Raw genomic sequence first — 23255 nt, 5'->3', positions numbered from 1 at the left:
TAACCAAGTATAAAAAGAAAGGCTGCCAGATATGTCTGGCAGCCTTTCTTTTTATAAGCTTTATCAATCTGCTAGGCAAATGCGCTAGCCCCGAATTAGTCTCAGCAGTACAATGATAATGGCGATCACAAGTAAGATGTGGATCAAGCCACCCACGGCATCAGGGAATCCTAAGAAACCGATCAACCAGAAAATTACAAGTACTACAGCAATTATATACAACAGATTTCCCATAGTTTTATTTGTTTAGTGAGTTCTTATACAATTCATTACTTGTTATAACGAATTTTGTTTTAACAAGTTAAGCTCCGCGTATCAAACGTAACAGTACTGCTATTACGGCCAGCACCAGAAGCACGTGAATAATGCCTCCAACTGCATCCGGGAAGCCCAGGAAGCCGATCAGCCAGAATATTACCAGCACTACAGCGATTATATACAATAAATTTCCCATAGTTATTATTTCATTTTCATTTAAGAATTAACAAGCATTACATAAGCCAATTATCGGCCTTAGTAAGCATTTGTATTTTTTTGCTTATAGCTTTTACGGCCTGCTTTTTAAAAAGATGTGTTAAAGCGAAGGAATTTAATCATGTACCCGATCATTTTGCAATAAGCCTTACCTTCTGAAAGTGCACTTAATTATAGGCCCCATTGCTCCTCAACATTATTTTATATTCGTAACAGCACAAAAACGCAGAATGCATTCGTGCAGCAGCACTCCCATATCAGCAATGTCCTTACTTATACTTTAGTGCTGTTTACAGCGCACCGTAAATTGAAGTCTTCCAATACAAGGAAGTATAAAAATGCTTTGTACCGTATTTATAGTATTTTTGTATATATAAAATCAAAATTCACTATCCTTTATATGAAAAAAGTAGCAGTTATTGGATCCGGAACGATGGGTAATGGTATTGCACATGTGTTTGCCCAGAACGGTTTTAGCGTGTCATTGGTAGATATTTCGGAAGAGGCTTTGCAGAAGGCCTTAGGAACTATCTCTAAAAACCTTGACAGGATCGTGGCGAAAGGCAACCTTACTGAGGAGCAAAAAGCACATACGCTTCAGAACATTACCACGCACACTAGCATGCAGCAAGGCGTGCAGGATGCTGATCTGGTAGTGGAGGCTGCTACTGAGAACGTGGACCTTAAACTGAAGATCTTCCGCGACCTGAGCACTTTTACAAAACCTGAGGCTATACTTGCTTCTAACACATCCTCCATCTCCATCACCAAGATCGCCTCGGTGACAGATCGTCCGGACAAGGTGATAGGCATGCACTTTATGAACCCGGTACCGGTAATGAAGCTGGTGGAGATCATCCGTGGTTACTCTACCTCCGACGAAGTAACCCGTGAGATCATGGACATTTCGCTGCAGTTGGGCAAAGTACCTACAGAGTGCAACGACTACCCTGGATTTGTGGCAAACCGTATTTTAATGCCTATGATCAACGAGGCTATTTACAGCCTGTACGAGGGCGTTGCCGGTGTTGAGGAAATTGACACGATCATGAAATTAGGTATGGCGCACCCAATGGGACCTTTGCAGCTGGCAGACTTCATTGGCCTTGACGTGTGCCTTTCCATCCTGAACGTACTGTATGAAGGATTCGGAAATCCGAAGTATGCGCCATGCCCGCTTTTAGTAAACATGGTACAGGCAGGTCACAAAGGTGTTAAGTCTGGCCAGGGCTTCTATTCCTGGAATCACGGCACAAAAGAGTTGATAGTAGCCGATCGTTTTAAGAAGAAGTAATTGCTGATTGCTAAATTGTTAAATTGTTTAGTTAACTCAAGTACGATAAAATCACCCCTAAATAGCTGTGCTCGCTAGCTCAAAACGCTCGTTTTGGCTAGTCCAGAGAAGGGTAATCTTGCTCGTGCATGTGATTCCCCTCTAGGGGTAGGGGCACCTCGACAAAAGGAGGGGCTGGGGGAGGTAAAATTCCCCTCTTGAGAGGGGCGCAGGGGTGTGTTTACACCTGCCTGGTTTATCATACACCGCAACTTGATTTAAATAAAATTAAAGTATAAAGCCTCTGCTGTGTAAATAGCAGAGGCTTTATACTTTCAACGCTTCCCGACCTCGCAGCATCTGGAAAAATTCTGAATGAGCGAATGAGTGGATGAGTAAATTTTAACTCTTTAACTCCAAAATTCCCAAACTCTCAAACTATTTAGACACTCGCAGGACCTTCGGACGCTGCGAGGTCGCTAGAAGAAAGAAGGCCTCTGCCGGTATTCCCAGCAGAGGCCTTTTATATGATAGGTCAACAATTAAACAGTTCAGCAATTAAACCATTCAACAATTAAACAGCTACTGCGTTATCGCGAAGCGCATCGTTCAGGGATGTCTTCAGGTCTGTGCTTTCTTTACGCTGACCGATGATCAGGGCGCAAGGAACCTGGAAATCGCCGGCAGGGAATTTCTTGGTGTAAGAACCCGGTATAACCACAGCACGCGGCGGCACATAGCCTTTATACTCTTTCGGCTCGCTGCCAGTCACGTCTATTATCTTTGAGCTTCCGGTGATGGTAACGCCTGCGCCAATCACAGCTTCTTTACCGATGCGGCAACCCTCAACAAGTATACTTCTCGATCCGATAAAGGCTCCATCCTCAATAATAACCGGGGCCGCCTGCACTGGCTCCAATACACCGCCAAGGCCCACGCCACCGCTCAGGTGAACGTTTTTACCAACCTGTGCGCAGCTGCCTACAGTTGCCCAGGTATCCACCATAGTTCCTGAGTCTACGTAAGCGCCTATGTTTACATAAGAAGGCATCATGATAACGCCTTTGGCCAGGTAAGCACCGTAACGGGCAACAGCGTGAGGCACTACACGCACACCCAACTGCTCGTAATTGCGCTTCAGGGCAATTTTGTCATGAAATTCAAACGGGCCAACCTCGATGGTCTTCATTTGCTGAATCGGGAAGTACATCAAAACAGCTTTCTTCACCCATTCATTTACCTGCCAGTCATCGCCATTCGGCTCTGCCACACGCAGGATACCTTTATCCAGTTCTTCTATTACAGCGCGGATAGCCTCAACTGTATTGCTTTCCTGCAACAGTTCGCGGTTATCCCAGGCCTGCTCTATTATTTCTCTTAGCGCCATGTATAAATTAGTTAAGTAAGATTAATGCGTAAAAGTATTAAATTTAGACGATGTCTGAAAAGAGAATTCTGATCGCCTCGCTACTAAAGCCTATCAACGATACCCGCATGTACGAAAAACTGGGCCTGTCGCTTAGCAAACTACCTGATACAAAGGTATTTATTTGTGGTTTCACAAGCACACTACCTGCACATGCGCCGGCCAATATCTCTTTTCACCCCCTGTTCCGGTTTAAAAGACTTAGCCCCGGGAGGTTCACAGCCCAGTTAAAATTCCTGAAACTCCTTTATGCTTTAAAACCAGATCTGGTAATAGCATGCACACATGAGTTGTTATGGGCAAGCTGGATCTACTGCAGAAAGTATGAGGCTAAACTGGTTTATGATGTACAGGAAAACTACACCCTGAATCTGCGAAGCCAGCACAACTACCCAGTGCCTGTAAAAGGACTGCTTGCTTATACTATCGGCAAGATCGAGCAATTTGTGGTGCCTTATGTGCAGCATTTTATACTTGCAGAAAAGTGCTATGCAACAGAACTTAATTTTATTGACCAGAAGTATACCGTCCTGGAAAACAAGTATAAAAAACCCTCCGGCTATACTTCTCCTGTAACTCCAGTAAGGCTCGCCGATACACCTCTCAGACTTTTATACTCCGGCACGATCGCGATAGAGTATGGCATACTGGAGGCTATTTCACTTGCCGATAAACTTTATACTTTAGCTCCCGACACCAACCTCGTTATTATCGGATATTGCTCCAATAGTACCACTTGGCAACGGGTATTGCAAAGTATAGCCAACAAGCCATACATCCGGGTAATCGGCGGCGAACAACTGGTGCCACACTCACAGATCATAGAAGCCATGCAGCAAACTAACGTGGGTTTACTCCCCTACCTGCCAAACCCAAGTACAGCAGGCTGCATCCCTACAAAATTGTTCGAGTACATGGCACACGGCCTTCCAATCCTTATCTCCCAAAACCCCATCTGGCAAGGAATAGTACAAGAGCATCAGGCAGGTATGTCAGTTCACTTTACAAGTATAAATGCAGCTGAAATTCTGGACCAGCTAAGGCGAAACGAGTTTTATACAGATGGCATACCGAATGATATCTTCTGGGAGACGGAAGAAGCACAGTTGCTTGCTCTAATCAAGTCCCTACTATAGGATATTGAATACAAAAAATATTTTTAGACTTGTCTAAAAATATTTTAATGATTATATTTGTACCATTAAACTAAACAAGTATGCGAAATTCAAAAATAGCCGGCGTAGGCCATTACGTACCAGAGAATGTTGTCTCTAACAAAGACCTTGAAAAACTGATGGACACCTCTGATGAGTGGATACGTGAACGCACAGGCATCGTAGAACGCCGTTACTTTCAGGAGGGTGTAGACACGACAGCCAACATGGCGGCAGAGGCATCCCGTAAAGCCTTGAAAATGGCAGGCCTGGAGGCATCTGACCTGGACATGATCGTATTTGCGACCCTAAGCCCGGATTACGTGTTTCCTGGTTCAGGGGTATTGTTGCAGCGCGAGCTGGGCATAAAGGAAATCCCGGCCCTGGATGTACGTAACCAGTGCTCTGGCTTTATCTACGCATTGTCGGTGGCAGACCAGTTCATAAAAACAGGCATGTATAACAATGTGCTTGTGGTTGGCTCTGAGATCCACTCCAGCGGGCTAGACTTTTCTACACGCGGCCGTGGCGTTTCAGTGATTTTTGGTGACGGCGCTGGTGCGGCAGTACTTACCCCATCCGAGAGCAACGACAAAGGCATACTTTCCACGCACCTGCACGCAGACGGCGAGTTTGCTGAAGAGCTTGCCGTGATAGACCCGGGCAGCAATAAAAAAGATCGCCTTACCCATGAGATGATAGACAGTGGCTCTATTTACCCGCACATGAACGGCAACATGGTATTTAAGCATGCTGTAACCCGTTTCCCGGAAGTAATTATGGAAGCCCTTGACAAGAACGGCTATAAACCGGAAGACATTGACATGCTGGTGCCGCACCAGGCAAACCTGCGCATCACTTCTTACATACAGCAGAAAATGGGATTGCCGTCTGAGAAAGTGATGAGCAACATCCACAAGTATGGCAACACCACGGCAGCCTCTGTACCTATTGCCCTGAGCGAAGCCGTACAGGAAGGCCGCATAAAGGAAGGCGACCTGGTATGCCTTGCAGCCTTTGGCAGCGGTTTTACCTGGGCCTCAGCGCTTATACGCTGGTAGATACAATTTTGAATGAATGGATGAGTGAATGTGTGCATAAGTGTTTGTTATTGCATAGTAGTTATTGACAATTTACGCTATACTATAATGCAATACAGTTAGCAGCCACGATAATACCACTAGGAATAGCATTTCACATTCACTCATCCACTCATTCACTCATTCAAAATTTAGCACCTGTGCACAGCTACACCGAAGAAAACTATATAAAGGCAATTTACAAGCTCTCTGAGAATGGCACCCAGGAGGTTAACACCAATGCCATTGCCGAAGCGCTTGAAACAAAGGCTGCATCCGTTACAGACATGCTGCGGAAGTTAAGCGGCAAGAACATTGTAAACTATGTGAAGTACCGCGGTGTGACCCTGACCGAGGAAGGCGAACGCATTGCCCTCCAGATCATTCGCAAGCACAGGTTATGGGAGGTTTTCCTGGTGGAGAAGCTGAAATTTAACTGGGACGAGGTGCATGATGTGGCCGAGGAATTGGAGCACATCTCCTCCACCCTGCTCACCAAACGCCTCGACGAGTTTCTGGGCCACCCACAGTTTGACCCGCATGGCGACCCGATACCATCGGAGACCGGTGAAATGAAACAGAAGAAGCAGCGCCTGCTTGCTGAACTGGAGGTAAACGACTCCGGTGTGGTAGTGGGGGTAAACGACTCGCAACCGCTTTTCCTGCAATACCTGGATAAGATTGGTATTTCGTTAGGCTCAAAAATCCGGGTGATGGATAAAATGCCTTACGACAACTCACTGGAGATCATGCTGGAAAATGAAAAGGCCTTGCTTATCTCAAGCGAAGTATCCAAGAACATTTTCCTTTCTGCTTAACCCTGCCACCTTATGCTACTTACCCGATTTATACTTGCCCTTAGCACCCTGATACTTCTTAGCCTGGGAGCCTGTACCCAGACCGAAAGCAAAGGCGCCTTGCAGCCCGGCCAACGCATGAAGATCGTAACAACGACCAGCATTCTGAAAGATGCCGTGCAAAACATTGTAGGCGATGCGGCCGACGTGGAATCCATTATGGGCAGTGGCGTTGACCCACACCTGTACAAGGCCACCCAAGGCGACTTGCAGAAGCTGACAGATGCAGATGTGGTGGTTTACAATGGCCTGCACCTGGAAGGTAAAATGGGTGAAGTGCTGGAGAAACTGAGTCGGCAGAAAACGGTAGTAGCTGGTGCTGAAAGTATACCTGACACAAAACTAAAACGATCGCCACAGTTCCAGGACAGCCACGACCCTCACGTTTGGTTTGATGTTACGCTCTGGAAAGAAGTAGTGAAGCACCTGAGCGATGAATTTCAGAAGAAAGACCCAGCCAACGCCGAAGTATACCAAAAGAATACAGCCGCTTATTTGCAGCAACTCGATGAGCTGCACCAATGGGTAATGCAGGAGATCGCTTCCGTGCCGGAGCCGCAGCGCATCCTGATAACGGCACACGATGCCTTCGGCTATTTCGGGGATGCCTATCACATACAGGTGCGCGGTTTGCAGGGCATATCCACGGTATCTGAGTTTGGCTTGCAGGATGTGGCCTCGCTGGTAAATTATATTTCAGATAACAAGATCAAAGCCGTTTTTGTAGAGTCATCGGTTTCGCCGAAGGCAATAGAAGCGGTAGTGATCGGAAGCAAGAAAAAAGGGCATGATGTGAAGATTGGCGGCACATTGTTCTCCGATGCCCTGGGTGAGGATGGCACTCCCGAAGGCACCTATGCCGGCATGGTACGCCACAATGTGAATACAATTGTATCTTCTTTAAAATAACATGATACTGCAAGTAGATAACCCGGTAGTTGAAGTGCACGACCTGACGGTAAGCTATGACCGGAAGCCAGTGCTTTGGGGCGTGGACCTGAGCATACCTGCCGGTGCGCTGGTGGGTGTAATTGGTCCGAACGGTGCGGGTAAGTCCACGCTGATAAAAGCCATGATGGACTTGTTGCCAACCGGCAGTGGCTATGTGCGCATTTTCAATAAATCCATCAACGATGTGCGCAAGCGCATCAGCTACGTGCCGCAACGCGAGTCTGTAGACTGGGATTTTCCGGCTTCGGTGTTTGATGTGGTGCTGATGGGTCGCTATGGCAAGCTGGGTCTGTTTAAAAGGCCACGGCAAGCGGACAAGGATGCCGCCATGGAAGCCCTGGAGAAAGTAGGTATGCAGGCATACGCCGACAGGCAGATCTCCCAGCTTTCGGGTGGACAGCAACAGCGCGTTTTTCTGGCAAGGGCACTTGCCCAGAACGCCGATCTATACTTTATGGACGAGCCTTTTGCCGGCGTTGACATTGCCACCGAGACAGCCATCATCGAGCTGCTGCGCACCATGCGTGACCAGGGCAAAACTGTTATCGTAGTGCACCACGACCTGCAGTCAGCAGCCAATTACTTCGACTGGGTAGTACTGCTGAACATGCGCCTGGTAGCCTCCGGCCCTACCGAACAGGTACTTACCCAGGAACTGCTCGAACAAACTTACGGCGGCAAACTCACCGTCCTCAGCAAAGTAGGCGACCTGCTCCAAAAACAGGAATTCCCATCGCGAGAGAAAAGGTGAGAAAAGTTTAGGAGTTTAGGAATTTGAGAGTTAGGGAGTTAGAAGACCTCGCAACGTCCCAGAAATACTTCGTGGCGGGTCTCCGCTCCTGCGAGCATCTAACTTGCTACAATGGTGAATGAGTGAATAATAATTTAATTGAATCCTGTTTATCATTCTAAATCCTGTAAATCCTGATTCAGACAAGCAACAATTTAACAATCAACAATTAATCACCCCATGCAGGAGTTTTTTGAGTTTTTCTCTTTTGCTGATGCCAACGTGCGGTATGTAACGTTTGGATCTATGCTGCTTGCCGGAAGCTCTGCGGTGGTGGGTTGTTTTACATTACTCCGCAAAAGGGCTTTGGTCGGCGATGCCGTGGCACATTCGGTATTACCGGGGGTTTGCCTGGCGTTTATACTTTCGGGCACCAAAAACCCTTTTATACTTCTGATCGGAGCCTTCGTCACAGGCTGGCTTTCGCTCGTGTTCATAGACTTTGTAACAGCACGCTCACGCATCAAAGAAGACACAGCCATTGGCCTGGTTCTATCGGTGTTTTTCGGCATCGGTATACTTTTGCTAACTGCCATCCAGCACTCCGGCAATGCGGCTCAAAGCGGCCTCGATAAGTTTCTGTTTGGTAAAGCCGCCTCACTTGTCGGCGAAGACCTGATCGCCTTTAGCATCGTAGCCTTGATGCTGCTGGCTGCCACCATTGTTTTCTACAAAGAACTCAAACTGCTTTGCTTCGACGAAACTTACGCTAAAACAATCGGCTTCCCGGTCAGGGCCCTGGAACTGCTGCTTACCACACTTACCGTACTGGCTGTGGTGGTGGGCATTCAGGCTGTGGGCGTTGTGCTGATGGCCGCCATGCTGATTACGCCAGCCGCAGCCGCACGCTTCTGGACCGACAGGCTTGGCGTAATGCTGGTGCTGGCCGCTATCATGGGTGCTGTTTCGGGAGTGGCCGGTGCGTTTGTGTCGTACACGGCACCTGCCATGCCAACCGGCCCCTGGATCGTGCTGATCATCTCCATGATAGCCATACTTTCTTTTGCCCTGGCACCCGGAAAAGGCTGGATTGCCCGCATTGCCCGCAGACGGCGCAACAAAAAACTGATACTGGAAGAAAATCTCCTGAAGCTGATGTACCAACTCGGCGAGGAAAAACAGAACTTCAGGTCGAGCAGGTCGTTTCAGGAAATTCTGGAAAGGCGTGCATTTCCTCCTAAAGAAGCAAAGTATGGACTTGCAAAACTAAGGGCGCAGGGATACTTGATAAAAGACAGGAACGGCTGGCTATTAACGCCAGAAGGAGTAACCAGAGGACGAAGGGTAGTGAGATTGCACCGATTGTGGGAGTTATACTTAACGCAGTACCTGCACCTGGCATCAGACCATGTGCACGAAGACGCAGAAACCATAGAGCACATTATCACCCCCGAACTGGAACAACGCCTGCTGGAAGAACTCAATTACCCGCAACTCGACCCGCACAGCGCGATAATACCCGGAGTGATGAAGAGGTAGAGTGTTTTGAATGAGTGAATGAGTGATGAGTGATGAGTGAATGAGTGAATGAGTGAATGAGTGAATGAGTGATGAGTGGATGAGTGGATCAACAATCAATCATCCAACAATTAACAATTAACAATCAGCAATTAATAAATGAACGCATTTTGGATCATACTTACCGGATCGTTGGTGGCCACCTGCTGTAGTTTGCTGGGCTGCTACCTGATCCTTAGGCGCATGGCCATGGTGGGTGATGCCATTTCGCATGCGGTACTGCCTGGCATCGTGATCGCCTTTCTGCTGACTGGCTCACGGGAATCTGTTCCGATGCTGATCGGTGCCGGCTTGTTGGGTGTACTTACTACATTTCTGATAGAGTTCTTCCACCGCTATGCCCGCGTGCAGTCCGATGCGGCCATTGGCGTAACCTTTACCTGGCTTTTTGCAATTGGCATTATACTTATCTCGGTGTTTGCAGGCCAGGTAGACCTGGACCAGGATTGCGTGCTTTACGGGGAGATTGCCTATGTACCCCTGGACCTCTGGATAACGGAAGGTGGCCTGAGCCTGGGACCCCGCACTGTATGGACCATCGGAGCAGTGACCATACTTATACTTGTGTTCATTGTGGTGGGCTATAAAGAACTTTTCCTTACGGCCTTTGACCCCGGTTATGCCGCAGCCATTGGGGTGTCTACTTCGTTGTGGTACTACCTGCTCATGACGGCTGTATCGCTTACCACAGTGGCCTCTTTCGAGTCGGTGGGAGCTATACTTGTAGTGGCTTTGCTGGTGGCACCGGCTGCCACTGCTTACCTGCTCACCGATAATTTTAAGATGATGCTGCTCATCTCGGTCATACTTGGCATTGTGGCATCTATCCTTGGTTATTACCTGGCCGTTTGGATAGACGGTTCTATTGCAGGTGCCATTGCCACTGTAACCGGACTCGAGTTCCTGCTGGCCTTCCTTTTCTCACCGGCCAGGGGCATCCTGATCCGCAGAAAACCATTACAGCCAGTATAGAGCCAAAGAACCAATGACACCTGCTTCCTGTTAACCTCACAACTATAAACTTAAACACAGATGCTGAAAAAGCTAATCATACCTAACCTGCTTACTGTTTTATTGCTCTCGTCTTGTATCAAATCAACACCCCCTGTTGCTACTTCAGATGCTGCAACAGAGCAAACGACAGCCACTCCAACTGAAACAGCTGAATCCACCACTAAGCCAACTGAGAAAATAAAGTGGCTCACCATAGAACAGGCCGCGGAGAGAATCAAAAAAGAGCCGCGAAAGGTAGTGATCGATGTGTATACCGACTGGTGTGGCTGGTGCAAAAAGATGGATAAAGACACCTTCACAGATCCGGAGGTAGCAGCCTTGATCAACAAACACTATTACGCAGTTAAGCTGGATGCCGAGGGCAAAGCCCCCATCACCTTAAATGGGCATACTTATACTTTTAAACCTGATTACCGCGCTCACGAACTGGCAGTAGCCCTATTGCAGGGACAAATGAGCTACCCAACCACTGTTTACCTCGACGAAAAATTTAACATGCTGGCCCCAGTGCCCGGTTATCTCAACGCCAAAAACTTCTCTAAAATACTCCGCTACTTCGGTGAGGATCATCACAAAACGATGGAATGGAAAGAGTATGAAAAGAAGACCGGTGATTAAGGGGATTTTATAGATTTAACTGATTTTTTATGTAAGGTAAGTATACTTAATACTCCATTTGTGAAATTCACCGCCTTAGCCTCTAAAGGGGGCCCCTTCACCACTACTGTTCGAAACCTAGATATTGTGCGTCCTAATGCCTTAAAAGTATGTTTGTTTGAGAACAGACTGTCCCCTTGAGGGGACCATAGGGGTGTTTTCGTTAGCAAGCTTTATAAGTATAAATGAACTTTTGAGCAATCCGGAACCTGATTGACACCCCTGTAGTCCCCTCAAGGGCAGGGCCGTTTCATTATAGTAGATTTTATAGTTATGGCGCGAGCGTCCTCGCTCGTGTCGGGCTATAGCTGGGCCTCTGGCCCAGTTGGATTGCAAATCGAACGGTATAACAAGTCACGGATCACAGATCCGCGCCAGCAAAAAAGAGAATGAAGCGGCCCTGCCCTCAAGGGGACACTTTCGTCCTTAAAAAGTAGGATTACAGGAGAAAAAGAGCATATTAAGTGGGTTTCGAACAGTAGTGCCCCTTCACCCCCAGGAGGCAGGGTCGTTTCATTCTAATAAAAAAGTGAAAAAACTTCTGTCATTCTGTTAAGTTTTAACCCCGAACTTGATTCGGGGAAACTTGTGAGAGAAAGAGGGCCCCTACCCCCGGAGGTTAAGCCTATACTACCTGCCACCAAGATCCTTCCAGGATGACAAAAAAATAGAATGATACGACCCTGCCCCAAGAGAGGTTTTAGGAGTGGTTGGACCCGGCTTTGCAATACTTCACTGGCAAGGCATATTTAAAAGCAGCATATTCTATACTAGCTGCATTAGATTGGGCAGATACTCAATAAGAATGTACTACCTACTCTGTTCATCCCTACCCTTAAAAACTTTATTCTGACAATTAATATGTAAATTTGCAATCGCATAATTTATACTTGGTTTGATCAATCCGCTTCATAATACCGATACCATTGTTGCGGTGGCTACTGCTGCTGGGGTAGGAGCCATTGCTGTTATCAGGCTTTCCGGTCCGGAGGCCATAAGTATAACTAACACTGTTTTTAAAGGCAAAGACCTATCAAAACAGGCTAGCCATACGATACACTTCGGCACCATCCGCGATGAGGGCAAGATCATTGATGAAGTACTGGTGTCGCTTTTTGTGGCCCCCCACTCCTACACTAAGGAAAACGTGGTGGAGATCTCCTGCCATGGGTCGGATTACATTGTGCAGCAAATCGTAAAATTGCTTTTGAAGCAAGGTGCTCGTCTGGCCAATGCCGGGGAATTTACAAAGCGCGCCTTCCTGAACGGGCAATTTGACCTGGCACAGGCTGAGGCCGTGGCCGATCTCATCTCCTCTGACTCTGCCCTGTCGCATGAGGTGGCCATGAAACAAATGCGTGGCGGCTTTTCGCAAGAGATCAAACGCCTTCGTGCCGAGCTGGTGCATTTTGCATCCATGATAGAACTGGAGCTGGATTTTGGAGAAGAGGATGTAGAGTTTGCGGACCGTGAGCAGCTGCGAACACTTATTTTAAATATTCAGCGCATCATACGCGAACTGCTCAAATCGTTTGAACTGGGCAACGTGATCAAGAACGGGGTGCCAACCGTGATCGTGGGCAAGCCAAATGCCGGTAAGTCTACCTTGCTGAATAAACTCTTGAATGAGGAAAAGGCAATCGTATCGGATGTGCCCGGTACCACCCGCGATTTTATTGAGGATGAGATCAACATCGAAGGCGTTACCTTCCGGTTCATCGATACGGCTGGTCTGCGCGAAACCACTGATAAGGTGGAAGCCATTGGTGTGGAGCGCACCATGCAGAAACTCAGCCAGTCCTCGCTGATCATCTACCTGTTCGATATCACAGAGGTAACCGCCGAGGAAGTACAGGCTGAGTTGGAAAGACTGAATCCGAAGAAACTACCATTGGTAGCTGTAGCCAACAAAATAGACCAGGCCTCTCCTGAAAAACTGGCAGCCTTTGAAAGTATAGAAAACCTGGTGCAAATATCTGCAGCCGAAGGCGCCAACCTGGACGACCTGAAGCAAGCACTGGTAGATAAAGTGAACCTGGGCAAGCTAAATACCCAACAGCAAACCATCGTTACCAACCTACGCCACGTAGACAGCCTGAACAAAACCTACGCCGCCCTGGATGATGTCTTAAATGGCTTAGGTCTGGGCATTAGCGGCGACTTGGTAGCGGCTGACATTAGAAGAGCCCTTTACAGCCTCGGCGAGATCACCGGTGAGATCACTACGGATGATCTGCTGGATAATATTTTCACGAAGTTTTGCATCGGTAAATAAACCCTCAAAAAAAGCAAAGAACGTCCTCAGCTGAGAACGTTCTTTGCTTTTTTTGAGGGTTTACTTAAAAGTTGACCTTAACAGCTATGCCAATACTATTATTTATAATTTGGTAAGAAGGGCTAAATGAGATGCTAGCCTTCTGTTCAAGTGCATTAAGATTGTTTTTTGCTTTTATATAATCTGGGTTATTTTTATAACCAACCTTCATTAAAGGTACAAGAGCGCCTATTACCGTGGCACAAGCAAGACCTGCAGTAGCGTAGGAAAAAAAGTCATATTCCGCCTCTCTTTCTGGTTCTTCATAGATATCAATTTCATTTGCTGCATAGTAACTGCCTGCTGTTGCCATTGAGCCCACCACTAATAATCCAAGGCTTCTGCGCAAATACATATTACTTGTGCTTCTATAGGAATCCATCTGCCCTTGATAATGGCGTTTAAGTGTACTCATAGCACTAGGACTTTTATATTTATCAACCATACGGTGCATAAAGGTACGCTGCGTTATACCATCACCCATTAGGTAATATGCCTGTATTACCTGATTAATGGCTTGCTCATCCCCTTTCTCAGCTTGAGGTGCATAAGTTTGGAGCAAAGCCGATCCTTTTGCATAATTCACTTTTCTTTGTTGTTCAGACCTAATTTGATTTCGTTCAGCTATTTCTTCATTACGACGGTTATTTTCAGCAATACCTGCTGCAAACTGTGTCATAGTGTTAGTAAGCTGATTTGAAATAGCCTCTGTACGCAGACGTTGCGCTTCCTGTTCAGCTAACTGTCGTTGCATTTGTTGTTGTTGCTGCAACTTAGCATCCTGCTCACGTTGTTTAGCTGCTGTCTCAGCTGCGGCCTTTTGCTGTAAATATACATTGTCTGCGGCTAGTAACTGTTGGTACTGCTGAGGAGTTACAACCATCGACTCGCCTCTATCATTTACTACAATATAGTTTCCGTCTGCTCTTTTTAAGCCACGGTCAACAACCTCCACTTTAGAGTTATCTGTTGTTTTGGAAAATGTGCTTGTGCTCGTTGTATTGTTGGTGGAAACCTTTGAATTATTAACTGAACTCTGCTGTGTCTTGGAGTTTTGTTCCTGAGCAGATTTAGCTTTTCGATGTTCATTTTCTATTCGTTTTGCTTCCTTTTCATACTTTTCTTGTTCCAGTTTAGCTTGTTGCTCTTTCTTCAATCTTTCCTGCTCTTGTAATGCTGCTTTCTGAGCCTCATGTGCTTTGCGCTCCTTCTCTTGCTGCAGTTTTTCCTGTGTTAGATTTACTATACTTGTGTACTTATAAGTTATACCTTTAAGGTATGTATAGGAGTCACCTACTTTTATACGACAATCTTTCTGGGCTGAGCCACCAAGAAATATATGGGAATAATCCGATTCAGGCGTAAAGCGCCCACCTGGTTTTAATGTAACAATACCATTTACATGCAGGTTAAAATTTTTAGACTGATGGCAAGATGAGTTAATAGTAACATTTACGACCAATTTATACTCATCATTCGTGTTATTCTGAATGAAAAAGTAATACTCTTCATTTCCGAAACCATAATGCCTTTCTGCAGAAATAGTAAACCGAGGATCAGCTTGATTTAGAGGAATATTAATACGTTGGGCCTGTGCAACCTGCCCTATCAATAATAAAGCAGAGAAAAGGATGAAGTAGAAATTGTGCATAAATGTGAAAGATAAAGATTGTGGAACATAAACAAATTTAAGATTGATTTTTACAGTTTCCAATACCCAAAAATGAGTAATTATTGCCTTTAGACAGATAGTTTAAGCCTTATTAAATAAAATTTTAAATACATATAAGAGCTCATAGATTTCAGGCTTCGAATTAGCCTCCGAATATGTGCCTATAAGTTTTAATCGTATAATGTAGGTAGGATTAATAATTGTAAGCCTTCTCAGTAATTAAGACCCACCCTAAAAAACAAAAAGGGACTGCACGCCTGGGGAAGGCTGCAGCCCCTTTAAACCATTTGCTTATCTCTCACCTTAAACAAATAGAACTCTTTATACCGTCCTATGGGTTGCACATGTTGCAGTACATAGGATCTTCGGCTAATTTCTGGTGCGGGAATTTCTCTTCTTTCGTAAAGCCGCACCTCTGGCACTTGTAAACGTAACTCAACACCGAGTGGGTCGGGAAGTTACAATCTTCGCAGGGCAAGCCTGGCCTGGTTTCTGCAACGCCAAAGCCCGGTGTGCCGCATGCTGTACATTCGCACTGCACCTTCGTAAGCAGCTTTCGCGCGGCTTTCAGAATCACTGATTGCCGTGTTGGGTTGTGCATGGCCCTCATGTCCGTTTCTACGGTTACGCAGCCATACTTTTCCAGCAATGTGTTAAAGGTGGTTTGCAGCACAGCATTATCCGTGATGCCCTTTATAAGATCCGCGTTACCACCTTTTTTTCCCCGCAGGATCAGGGCATGCTCCGGAAAGCCTACCCGATCGGCAAAGGTTTGAAGTTCTGCCTCGGTGCTTACCTCCTCTTTGTCGAAGTTGGTTTCAGTGCTTACCTCCCTGGCAACGATCTCCAGCTTGTTTTTCCTGTCTATCAGAATCAGAAACTCCTCGTCTGCGTTCAGGAAAAACAGCGTGGGGTGCGGCCCAAAAGAACCTTCACTGGCAATACCAAGGTCGCAGTTGTAAAGCTCCATGGCCTGCAGACACTTGGTACGCACGGTGGTTACCGGGTCGGCGGGCCGTTCAATTTCTCCTGTAAAAGTGCCCAGTGCATCAGTATCGAAGGCTTCTGCCACGATACAGGTAACACCAAGGGCCTCCTGCAGAAGCGGTGCAAGTATACTTTCCTTTTTATGCTTCGTTGCTATAAGCAACTTCCTGCCTTTGAACATCTGTCACAGCTATAGCCTCTCCCTCCAAAGCCACATTCAGTATAGACTCAACCTCTACGTTGCTGCCGCTCGCAATCGCCTCCTGTATCAGGCTAACGATATGAGCTCTGATCTCCTGCAGTTCCTTCAACCTTGTTTCAGAATCTGAGTTTGGCATCTCATAGTTGATCTGCGATTTCAGGTTCTTAATCTTATGGAAGCTGATCTTAATGTCTACTAACTTAAGCAACACTTCTTTTGCCTCTGCAGGGGTATACGTACCCGAAATCAGGTTTAAAATTTTCATTTAATTAAATTTAAGAAATTGAGAATGCACGGATAAGGTTTAAACTACCTGCGATAAAAAGCGCCTTAAAGCACTCTGTCATCAGCACATTCTGGCTGCTTACCGCTATCATCAAACCAGAGATTATAAGCACAAGGCCCAGCACGCTGGTGTGCAGGTAAAGCTTTTTAAGGTCAAGTTTAAATACTTTGCTCTTTTGGCTGGCAGCAGTGGCCAACTGTCCTGCGTGGTCTGCCAGCAGGCTTTTATTTTCCAGCGCTGGTGTGCTTTGTTCGGCTGTAGATGTTAACATAAGAAATTGCTTTTTAAAGGTTGAATGGCAGCGGCGTTTTGAAGAACACGTACCTGCTTATGTTTTTTACTGCCTCAAAATTCCGAAATTGGTTATATAAATAAAAATATATACTTTTAATACTTATCATTAACTGTTTTTATGAATTATACGTTACACCAACTCCAGGTATTTCATAAGATTACCCAGACACAGAGTATAACCAAAGCCGCCGAAGAACTACATCTGACGCAGCCAGCCGTGTCTATACAGCTTAAAAACTTGCAGGATCAGTTTGAGATACCGCTGACAGAGGTGGTGGGACGCAGGATCTTTATCACGGACTTCGGTAAAGAGATAGCCGCCGCGGCAGAGAAGATCATAAATGAGGTACACGCCATCAATTACAAAACGCTGGCTTATAAAGGGCAGCTGATCGGACGTCTGAAGCTCACGGTGGTGTCGACGGGAAAGTATGTAATGCCCTACTTTTTGTCTGACTTCCTGAAGCAGCACCCCGGTGTAGAGCTGGTGCTGGATGTAACGAACAAATCCATGGTGCTTGAAAGCCTTAAACGCAACGAGGTGGATTTTTCGCTAGTTTCGGTGATGCCTGAAAACCTGCAGGTGGAGAACATCGAGCTCATGAAGAACAAGCTTTTCCTGGTGGGCAGCAGGGAGCACCAATTTGGCACCGGCCTCCACGACAGCAGCATTTTAGAGAATATTCCGCTTATTTACCGGGAGGCAGGCTCCGGCACGCGCCAGACTATGGAGAACTTTATCAAGCAGAACAACATGCGCGTGATCAAGAAAATGGAGCTTACCTCTAATGAGGCCGTAAAGCAGGCTGTGATTGCGGGTCTGGGTTACTCCATTATGCCCCTGATCGGTATCAAAAACGAGCTTAGCATCGGCGACTTGCAGATCATACCGGTGAAGGGCTTCCCTATCCAGTCTACCTGGAACCTTATCTGGCTGAAAAACAAAAGCTTTTCTCCTGTTGCGGCGGCCTACCTGGAGTACCTGCAAAAAGAGAAAAGCAATACCATACAAGAATGGTTCGGTTGGTTTGATCAGTTTTGATACAGCTATAATTGCCGTTTTATACTTTGAGGCAAACCGCACCAGCTTCTGCCAGCCTGTACGCCAGCCTAAAACAAACCGGCGTACAGGCTGGTGTCGTAAGACCCGATAATGGACATGTACACCGGCATGCCTAGTGTTATGTTGAACGGGAAGGTAACCGCCAGGGCCATTGGCAGGTAAATGCCCGGATTTGCCTTGGGCACCGCTATCTTCATGGCAGCCGGCACCGCAATGTATGAAGCACTGGAGGCAAGCACCGCGAAGATAAACCTGTTACCGATATCCTCTGTCACAAGTCCGCTAAGTATGGCTACCAGGCAGCCGTTTACAAAAGGTATGGCCACCGCAAACAGCGCTGTAAACCAGCCGCTCTTAAAGAAGTCGTTCAGTTTTCGGCCACTTACAATGCCCATATCCAACAAGAAGATAGCCAGGAAGCCCTTAAAGATATCTGTTGTGAACGGTTTTATACCTTGGGCCTGATGCTCACTTGTCAGCATGCCGATGATAAGGCTGCCAAGTATAAGCATTACGCTGCCATTGGTAAAAGAGTGCGTTAGCAATTGGCCTATCTTCGGTGCGTTATCACGCTCCTCGCAGTAAAAACGTATCAGGATAACCCCAACAATAATGGCCGGTGCCTCCATCAGTGCCATCACGGCCACCATGTGCCCGCTGAACTCAAGGTTCTGGATCTCCAGAAATGACACGGCTGTTACAAAAGTTACCGCACTCACAGACCCGTAGGCAGCCGCTATGGCGCCGGAGTTCTCTATGCTAAGCTTCTTTTTAAGTATAAAGAAACTGTAAAGCGGAATCAGCAGCGATATCACCACGCCAAACAAGGCCGCCCAGATGATCTCCATGGTAAAGGTACTGTGCGCCAGTTCCTGCCCACCTTTAAAGCCAATCGAAAAAAGCAGGTACAGCGATATAAACTTGGAGGAGGTTGGTGGTATCTCCAGGTCGCTTTTAAACCTTACGGCCAGTACGCCAAGCGCAAAGAACAACAGCGCAGGGCTTGTCAGGTTTTCGATGAGTAGGCTTAAATCCATGTAATAAGGCGTATTGTTAAATTTGTAATGCTTATTTATCTGATTGTGAGTATACTTCTGATCTACTGTGCATGCACCCGTGCCTGTGTTTTACCAGGCTGATTGCTCCAGCATAGGCTCAGGTGCAGCTACTGCCGCTGTTTTACCCGCCGCCTTTCTAAGTCGTTCGTTTATGGTTAAGCCCAGGCCATGCTCCGGCAGCTTTTCGGCTATAATGCAATCCAGTTCCAGGCCATCGAGGAAATGCAGCGTATCATACAGTTTGCTTGCCGCCTCCTGCATGTCACCGCTCCGCGACAGTACCACCTGCTGCTCCGATGGCACACCTGCCATCTCTTCCCGGAAAGCGATGATTCCGGTTTTAGCCGGATCCGCGTTCTGTAGCATTTCAGCCAACTGGTCGGTAAAGTATAAAGGCGTGCCCGGTGAGTAATGGTAAGGCAGCATGCCGGGCCCAACAGGTTGTTCAGCCGATTTCTGGTGCATCTTTACCTGTCCGGCAACGGCCTCGATGGCTTCAGGGGTAATGGCGCCCAGCCGGTACACAACAGGTATTCCTTCCTCAAAGCCAACAATCGTAGACTCCAGGCCTTGTTCGCATGGGCCACCATCCAGGATATAAGGTATCTTCTCTCCTATCTGTTGCTGCACGTGCGCTGTCTTGGTTGGGCTGATGTAGCAAAACGGGTTGGCACTTGGCGCAGCCAGCGGAAAATCCAGTAACTGCAAAAGCTGTAGCGTTAACGGATGGTCGGGCATGCGCACAGCCACACGTGGTAAGGATGCTGTAATGATGTTTGGAACAATATCCTTTTTGGGTAATAACAACGTAAGCGGACCAGGCCAGAACGCATCGATCAGGCGCTGCGCCATTTCAGGTACTTCCGTCACATACTTTGTCAGGTCTTTCTTGGCACCGATATGGATGATCAGGGGGTTATAGTGTGGTCGGCCTTTGGTGGTAAAGATTTGCTCTACAGCATATTCATCCAGCGCATTGGCAGCCAGGCCGTATACCGTTTCAGTTGGTATGGCTACCAGCTTCCCTCCTGTAAGCAATCTGCCCGCTCTCTTAAAATTTGTACCGATAACAGCCATCAGGTATACTTTGTAAGCTTTTAAATGTGATGTGCTGCAAAAGTAAAGGGAAGTATATATAAATTTTTATTTATAATATTAATAAGACCTATAAGGGTTATTTATGATACTTCGAACTAGAGATAAATGCAGGATGGTACTTAACTTAAAAAGCTGAGTAGCAAAGTATAAAACGAGGCACCTGGATTTACCCAGATATACAAAGTATAATGGTTAGTTCCAGCCGTTCAGATGGGCAGTTACAACCGAAAAGTTTGCATACTGGGCCAAAGCGATGAATCTGAAGCGTTCAATCGCTTAAACACATTCCAGGACTATCCTTTTGTAGAGATGAAAATCGGATACTGAATTTTGCTACGCTGACAGTGTTGGAGCTGACTCAACTATTGAAAAACAGGCTGGTACTTCGTAAGGTAATGTTAAACAGATGAACCATATCACTTTCCCCTCCTGTAGGTCCTGACCGGGAAAAGGCGGTAATCCTGGAGGTTAAGGGCATAGGCACAACCGTTCCAGTTTAACACAGGGGCATACATGGCTTGTCCGCGGCCCAGGCCACCCGGCACGGCCAGAATGGTATTGCCCATATAGCTTAGCTTATCTGTGGATATGCCCAGCCTGTCTGCCACATGCGCCACAAAGCTTGATTTTTCCTCATCGGTTCCAGTAAAGCCTATCTCTCGCCATACTTTGCCATCCTGGCTCTCTTCCAGCACATAGGAGATACGGGAATAGGTATCGATGGAAATAGTTGGCAGAGACAGGGCAAGCGGATTGGCAGGCAGCGTTTCTGTAGGCACAGATGGCCAGTTCGGTGCTTGTCCCGCCACACGCCTCACCATTTCTGTTACACGGTGCGCGGTGTGCAGGCCTTTTATCGTTTCTGCCTCGATCTTGCGGAGCACGCCTTCAACTTTATCCTCGAACTGGGTACTTACAGGTTGCGGTTGCTGGCGCTGCGGTTGCGGTCTCGGCTTAGGTCTGGTAGGCGAAGGTGCTTGCTGGGGCTTGCTTACGGTTATTGGTGGTGGCGAATGTCGCAGGTGCGCCTCCAGTATCGTTTTATAGGTGCTGATAAAATGGTCGGTATGCTGCACATGGAAAAGCTCCAGTTCGTGCAGGCGTTTCTTGCTCTTGAGGTAATAATGTATGGCTTTTGTTTTCTCGAATACAGCCTCCAGCTTTGGGGCATGCACCGTAAATTTATACTTGTTGTGGAGTTCCTGCAGCACATTTAAACGGATAGTGGAATTACGCAGGTAAGCAGCCTCTTTCGTAGCCGGCGTTGCCGGGGCACCAGCCACTGTTCTGTAGCCGGATGGCCTGCCAAAACCAAATAAGGATCGAAAGAAGTTGAGCATGGATGGTTTGCTTTGGTGCTGTGCTATACTTTACGTAAATAAGGTGGAAATGAGGTATAGGAGCTTATACTTTATATGATATCTACAGATACTATATCAACCGCGAGTTTTCAACTCGTGGTTGTACATGTGGGCAAGCTTTCAGCTTGCGTGAACCACTTTTTATACTTGTGTATTGCTACGCAAGCTGAAAGCTTGCCCCATAATAAGCCACGAGTTGAAAACTCACGGCAGGAATAATGGGGAATTTAAATTTGTGTCCTAGAAGTAGCTTAGTTGAAGCCAGGGAATTGCGGTGAACGATTAACACACCCCTGCACCCCTCTCAAGAGGGGAATTTTACTCGTGACTGTCATCCCCCTCTTGCAGACTAGCCAAAACGAGCGTTTGGAGCTAGCGAGTACAGTTCTTTAGTGTTGGGTTAATCGTTCCAGAGTAGTCTCAATTTAATCCAGACCCAATCCTCACCTCACGAAGACCTTCTGTAAAGTATGCGCTTCAGGTGCATGGTTTCGATGGTTATTTCCGTTTTCTCTGACTGCTTGAGCTCTTCCATAAAAGTGTCTAGGCGCTGCAAGTATAAGTCCAGCAGTTCATCCTGTTCCTGGCTAAGTATGGATTTAAGGGCTTGGCCGTTCTGCTTGTCTGCTTCCATCCTATTCTATCTCTATCTGCTTCGATTTGCCGAATGTGCCGATGATCTTTTCGTTAAGTTCCTCCTGTACGGCGGCGAGTTCTTTCACGGCCTCTTCGCGTTTACGGCTGCCCTCCTCTGATATCTTGATCACCTGGTCCAGCGTCTCGATCATGTCGCGGTTCACTTTCTTCAGGGTCTCTACATCCACAATGCCGCGCTCATTTTCCTGTGCAGTTATCACCACGTTCTTTTTCAGCAACTCTGAGTTTTTGCGTAGCATCTCATTGGTGGTGTCGGTTATCTTTTTCTGTATCTCGAGGGCTTTGCGTTGCTTTTCCAGCCCCAGGGCAATGGCCACCTGCTGGCGCCATACCGGTATCACGGTTACAATGGAGTTCTGAATTTTCTGGGCCAGCACATCGTTGGCCGTCTGTATCATGCGTATCTGCGGCATAGACTGCGTGGCAATGGTATGAGAGAGCATGAAGTCGTGTACCTTTTTCTCCAGCCGCTCCTTAAACGACACCACATCGCTCAGGCGCTGCACCGCCAGTTCGTCGTTGTTGCTTTTCTCCACTTCCTCCTGCAGCTTCGGGATGGTGTCGTTTTCCAGTTCCTCAATCTTCATCCTGCCGGCAGCAATCACAGCCCTTATCTCATGTATGTACTCTACGGCCTGGTTAAACATCACCTCCAGGCTGGTAGTGTCCTTTAGTATACTTTGGCGTGTCTTTTCCAGCTTCACCACCACATCGTCAACATTCTCCGAAACAGAGTTATACTGGCTGGCAATGCGTTTGGCTCGGTCTTTAACTTTGCTGGCAAAGGGCAACCGCGAGAAAAAGCCCCGCTTCTCCTCCGGATCGTCTATCTTGATCATGTTGATCTGGGCCAGCAGGTCATTGATGGCAGTGCCTGCCTCACCGGAGTCTTTTGCTTTTACCTTGCTAAGCAACTCGTTGGAATAGTGCCCCAGTTTGCGCTGTGTTTCCACGCCAAAATTGGTCAGGGTTTCAGGGTTGTTTGCGTCTATGGATTTCGAGATCTCCTGGGCTCTTTGCTGTATCAGCTCTTTGTTCTCGGTGATGGTGATTTCTTTTTCTGCCATGGT

Annotated in this window: 23 protein-coding genes; 11 read left to right on the top strand and 12 right to left on the bottom strand. The window is 47.1% G+C overall.

Translation table 11 applies throughout. From position 1 onward, the window contains the following. Window positions 1–84: 84 nt before the first annotated feature. Both AC4BAP_RS08245 and AC4BAP_RS08240 read right to left on the bottom strand, forming a co-directional pair. Window positions 85–234, bottom strand: coding sequence for a lmo0937 family membrane protein (locus tag AC4BAP_RS08245; protein ID WP_490582152.1), 150 nt, complete (start codon window positions 232–234; stop codon window positions 85–87). Between the two features lie 67 nt (window positions 235–301). After that, on the bottom strand, window positions 302–454 hold the full coding sequence (locus AC4BAP_RS08240; protein ID WP_007660459.1) for a lmo0937 family membrane protein: 153 nt from the start codon (window positions 452–454) through the stop codon (window positions 302–304). 420 nt (window positions 455–874) lie between these two features. Between AC4BAP_RS08240 and AC4BAP_RS08235 the strand changes: the two genes are divergently transcribed. Then, entirely contained in the window at window positions 875–1768 is an 894-nt protein-coding gene (locus AC4BAP_RS08235) for a 3-hydroxybutyryl-CoA dehydrogenase (protein ID WP_490582151.1), read from the top strand. A 553-nt stretch (window positions 1769–2321) separates the two neighbouring features. Here AC4BAP_RS08235 and AC4BAP_RS08230 read toward each other — a convergent pair. Next, the gene (locus AC4BAP_RS08230) at window positions 2322–3134 is read right to left on the bottom strand and encodes a 2,3,4,5-tetrahydropyridine-2,6-dicarboxylate N-succinyltransferase (protein WP_490582150.1); all 813 of its coding nucleotides are present in this window, start codon (window positions 3132–3134) and stop codon (window positions 2322–2324) included. Between the two features lie 50 nt (window positions 3135–3184). Between AC4BAP_RS08230 and AC4BAP_RS08225 the strand changes: the two genes are divergently transcribed. The 9 genes from AC4BAP_RS08225 (at window position 3185) to mnmE (ending at window position 13468) form a co-directional block, all read left to right on the top strand. Next, a complete protein-coding gene (locus AC4BAP_RS08225; RefSeq protein WP_490582149.1) occupies window positions 3185–4309 on the top strand; it encodes a glycosyltransferase in 1125 nt (374 codons plus the stop codon). Window positions 4310–4389: 80 nt separating this feature from the next. Further along, window positions 4390–5388 carry a 3-oxoacyl-ACP synthase III family protein gene (locus AC4BAP_RS08220; protein WP_490582148.1) on the top strand — a complete coding sequence of 333 codons (999 nt, stop codon included), beginning with the start codon at window positions 4390–4392 and terminating at the stop codon, window positions 5386–5388. Between the two features lie 179 nt (window positions 5389–5567). After that, window positions 5568–6224 carry a metal-dependent transcriptional regulator gene (locus AC4BAP_RS08215; protein ID WP_490582147.1) on the top strand — a complete coding sequence of 219 codons (657 nt, stop codon included), beginning with the start codon at window positions 5568–5570 and terminating at the stop codon, window positions 6222–6224. A gap of 12 nt (window positions 6225–6236) precedes the next feature. Next, complete coding sequence (locus AC4BAP_RS08210) at window positions 6237–7172, top strand: metal ABC transporter solute-binding protein, Zn/Mn family (protein WP_490582146.1); 936 nt, start codon at window positions 6237–6239, stop codon at window positions 7170–7172. 1 nt (window position 7173) lies between these two features. Further along, a complete protein-coding gene (locus tag AC4BAP_RS08205) occupies window positions 7174–7965 on the top strand; it encodes a metal ABC transporter ATP-binding protein (protein WP_490582145.1) in 792 nt (263 codons plus the stop codon). Between the two features lie 219 nt (window positions 7966–8184). Next, window positions 8185–9483, top strand: a complete 1299-nt coding sequence (locus tag AC4BAP_RS08200) for a metal ABC transporter permease (RefSeq protein ID WP_490582144.1) — start codon at window positions 8185–8187, stop codon at window positions 9481–9483. A 138-nt stretch (window positions 9484–9621) separates the two neighbouring features. Then, window positions 9622–10494: a metal ABC transporter permease gene (locus tag AC4BAP_RS08195; protein WP_490582143.1), complete on the top strand. Its 873-nt coding sequence runs from the start codon at window positions 9622–9624 to the stop codon at window positions 10492–10494. A 60-nt stretch (window positions 10495–10554) separates the two neighbouring features. Continuing rightward, window positions 10555–11154, top strand: a complete 600-nt coding sequence (locus AC4BAP_RS08190; protein WP_490582142.1) for a thioredoxin family protein — start codon at window positions 10555–10557, stop codon at window positions 11152–11154. A gap of 934 nt (window positions 11155–12088) precedes the next feature. Further along, on the top strand, window positions 12089–13468 hold the full coding sequence (gene mnmE, locus AC4BAP_RS08185) for a tRNA uridine-5-carboxymethylaminomethyl(34) synthesis GTPase MnmE (RefSeq protein WP_490582141.1): 1380 nt from the start codon (window positions 12089–12091) through the stop codon (window positions 13466–13468). 64 nt (window positions 13469–13532) lie between these two features. Here the strand turns inward: mnmE and AC4BAP_RS08180 are convergent, their stop codons facing one another. The 4 genes from AC4BAP_RS08180 to AC4BAP_RS08165 form a co-directional block, all read right to left on the bottom strand. Further along, window positions 13533–15221, bottom strand: coding sequence for a hypothetical protein (locus AC4BAP_RS08180; RefSeq protein WP_490582140.1), 1689 nt, complete (start codon window positions 15219–15221; stop codon window positions 13533–13535). A gap of 289 nt (window positions 15222–15510) precedes the next feature. Beyond that, entirely contained in the window at window positions 15511–16347 is an 837-nt protein-coding gene (locus AC4BAP_RS08175; RefSeq protein ID WP_490582139.1) for a DUF6671 family protein, read from the bottom strand. After that, window positions 16307–16633: a hypothetical protein gene (locus tag AC4BAP_RS08170; protein ID WP_490582138.1), complete on the bottom strand. Its 327-nt coding sequence runs from the start codon at window positions 16631–16633 to the stop codon at window positions 16307–16309. Before AC4BAP_RS08170 ends, AC4BAP_RS08175 begins: the two co-directional genes overlap by 41 nt. A 10-nt stretch (window positions 16634–16643) precedes the next feature. Continuing rightward, on the bottom strand, window positions 16644–16925 hold the full coding sequence (locus AC4BAP_RS08165; protein WP_490582137.1) for a hypothetical protein: 282 nt from the start codon (window positions 16923–16925) through the stop codon (window positions 16644–16646). 141 nt (window positions 16926–17066) lie between these two features. Here AC4BAP_RS08165 and AC4BAP_RS08160 point away from each other — a divergent pair, with 141 nt between their 5' ends. Further along, the gene (locus AC4BAP_RS08160; protein ID WP_490582136.1) at window positions 17067–17990 is read left to right on the top strand and encodes a LysR family transcriptional regulator; all 924 of its coding nucleotides are present in this window, start codon (window positions 17067–17069) and stop codon (window positions 17988–17990) included. A gap of 68 nt (window positions 17991–18058) precedes the next feature. Here AC4BAP_RS08160 and AC4BAP_RS08155 read toward each other — a convergent pair whose 3' ends face one another. The 5 genes from AC4BAP_RS08155 to AC4BAP_RS08135 form a co-directional block, all read right to left on the bottom strand. Further along, window positions 18059–19048: a sodium-dependent bicarbonate transport family permease gene (locus AC4BAP_RS08155; RefSeq protein ID WP_490582135.1), complete on the bottom strand. Its 990-nt coding sequence runs from the start codon at window positions 19046–19048 to the stop codon at window positions 18059–18061. A 90-nt stretch (window positions 19049–19138) separates the two neighbouring features. Next, on the bottom strand, window positions 19139–20146 hold the full coding sequence (locus AC4BAP_RS08150; RefSeq protein WP_490582134.1) for an L-threonylcarbamoyladenylate synthase: 1008 nt from the start codon (window positions 20144–20146) through the stop codon (window positions 19139–19141). A 437-nt stretch (window positions 20147–20583) separates the two neighbouring features. Then, on the bottom strand, window positions 20584–21507 hold the full coding sequence (locus AC4BAP_RS08145; RefSeq protein ID WP_490582133.1) for a hypothetical protein: 924 nt from the start codon (window positions 21505–21507) through the stop codon (window positions 20584–20586). A 469-nt stretch (window positions 21508–21976) separates the two neighbouring features. Further along, on the bottom strand, window positions 21977–22162 hold the full coding sequence (locus tag AC4BAP_RS08140) for a hypothetical protein (protein ID WP_490582132.1): 186 nt from the start codon (window positions 22160–22162) through the stop codon (window positions 21977–21979). Between the two features lies 1 nt (window position 22163). Then, window positions 22164–23252, bottom strand: coding sequence for a toxic anion resistance protein (locus tag AC4BAP_RS08135; RefSeq protein ID WP_490582131.1), 1089 nt, complete (start codon window positions 23250–23252; stop codon window positions 22164–22166). Window positions 23253–23255 lie beyond the last annotated feature (3 nt).

This window comes from Pontibacter sp. GD7 (genome assembly GCF_058216375.1).
This window is presented reverse-complemented; position numbering and strand designations above follow the sequence as displayed.

Excerpts from the sequence above, each read along its gene's own strand:
- AC4BAP_RS08245 (WP_490582152.1), bottom strand. The coding sequence starts at position 234 with ATGGGAAATCTGTTGTATATAATTGCTGTAGTACTTGTAATTTTCTGG.
- AC4BAP_RS08240 (WP_007660459.1), bottom strand. The coding sequence starts at position 454 with ATGGGAAATTTATTGTATATAATCGCTGTAGTGCTGGTAATATTCTGG.
- AC4BAP_RS08235 (WP_490582151.1), top strand. The coding sequence starts at position 875 with ATGAAAAAAGTAGCAGTTATTGGATCCGGAACGATGGGTAATGGTATT.
- AC4BAP_RS08230 (WP_490582150.1), bottom strand. The coding sequence starts at position 3,134 with ATGGCGCTAAGAGAAATAATAGAGCAGGCCTGGGATAACCGCGAACTG.
- AC4BAP_RS08225 (WP_490582149.1), top strand. The coding sequence starts at position 3,185 with ATGTCTGAAAAGAGAATTCTGATCGCCTCGCTACTAAAGCCTATCAAC.
- AC4BAP_RS08220 (WP_490582148.1), top strand. The coding sequence starts at position 4,390 with ATGCGAAATTCAAAAATAGCCGGCGTAGGCCATTACGTACCAGAGAAT.
- AC4BAP_RS08210 (WP_490582146.1), top strand. The coding sequence starts at position 6,237 with ATGCTACTTACCCGATTTATACTTGCCCTTAGCACCCTGATACTTCTT.
- AC4BAP_RS08205 (WP_490582145.1), top strand. The coding sequence starts at position 7,174 with ATGATACTGCAAGTAGATAACCCGGTAGTTGAAGTGCACGACCTGACG.
- AC4BAP_RS08200 (WP_490582144.1), top strand. The coding sequence starts at position 8,185 with ATGCAGGAGTTTTTTGAGTTTTTCTCTTTTGCTGATGCCAACGTGCGG.
- AC4BAP_RS08195 (WP_490582143.1), top strand. The coding sequence starts at position 9,622 with ATGAACGCATTTTGGATCATACTTACCGGATCGTTGGTGGCCACCTGC.
- AC4BAP_RS08190 (WP_490582142.1), top strand. The coding sequence starts at position 10,555 with ATGCTGAAAAAGCTAATCATACCTAACCTGCTTACTGTTTTATTGCTC.
- AC4BAP_RS08175 (WP_490582139.1), bottom strand. The coding sequence starts at position 16,347 with ATGTTCAAAGGCAGGAAGTTGCTTATAGCAACGAAGCATAAAAAGGAA.
- AC4BAP_RS08170 (WP_490582138.1), bottom strand. The coding sequence starts at position 16,633 with ATGAAAATTTTAAACCTGATTTCGGGTACGTATACCCCTGCAGAGGCA.
- AC4BAP_RS08165 (WP_490582137.1), bottom strand. The coding sequence starts at position 16,925 with ATGTTAACATCTACAGCCGAACAAAGCACACCAGCGCTGGAAAATAAA.
- AC4BAP_RS08160 (WP_490582136.1), top strand. The coding sequence starts at position 17,067 with ATGAATTATACGTTACACCAACTCCAGGTATTTCATAAGATTACCCAG.
- AC4BAP_RS08155 (WP_490582135.1), bottom strand. The coding sequence starts at position 19,048 with ATGGATTTAAGCCTACTCATCGAAAACCTGACAAGCCCTGCGCTGTTG.
- AC4BAP_RS08150 (WP_490582134.1), bottom strand. The coding sequence starts at position 20,146 with ATGGCTGTTATCGGTACAAATTTTAAGAGAGCGGGCAGATTGCTTACA.
- AC4BAP_RS08145 (WP_490582133.1), bottom strand. The coding sequence starts at position 21,507 with ATGCTCAACTTCTTTCGATCCTTATTTGGTTTTGGCAGGCCATCCGGC.
- AC4BAP_RS08140 (WP_490582132.1), bottom strand. The coding sequence starts at position 22,162 with ATGGAAGCAGACAAGCAGAACGGCCAAGCCCTTAAATCCATACTTAGC.
- AC4BAP_RS08135 (WP_490582131.1), bottom strand. The coding sequence starts at position 23,252 with ATGGCAGAAAAAGAAATCACCATCACCGAGAACAAAGAGCTGATACAG.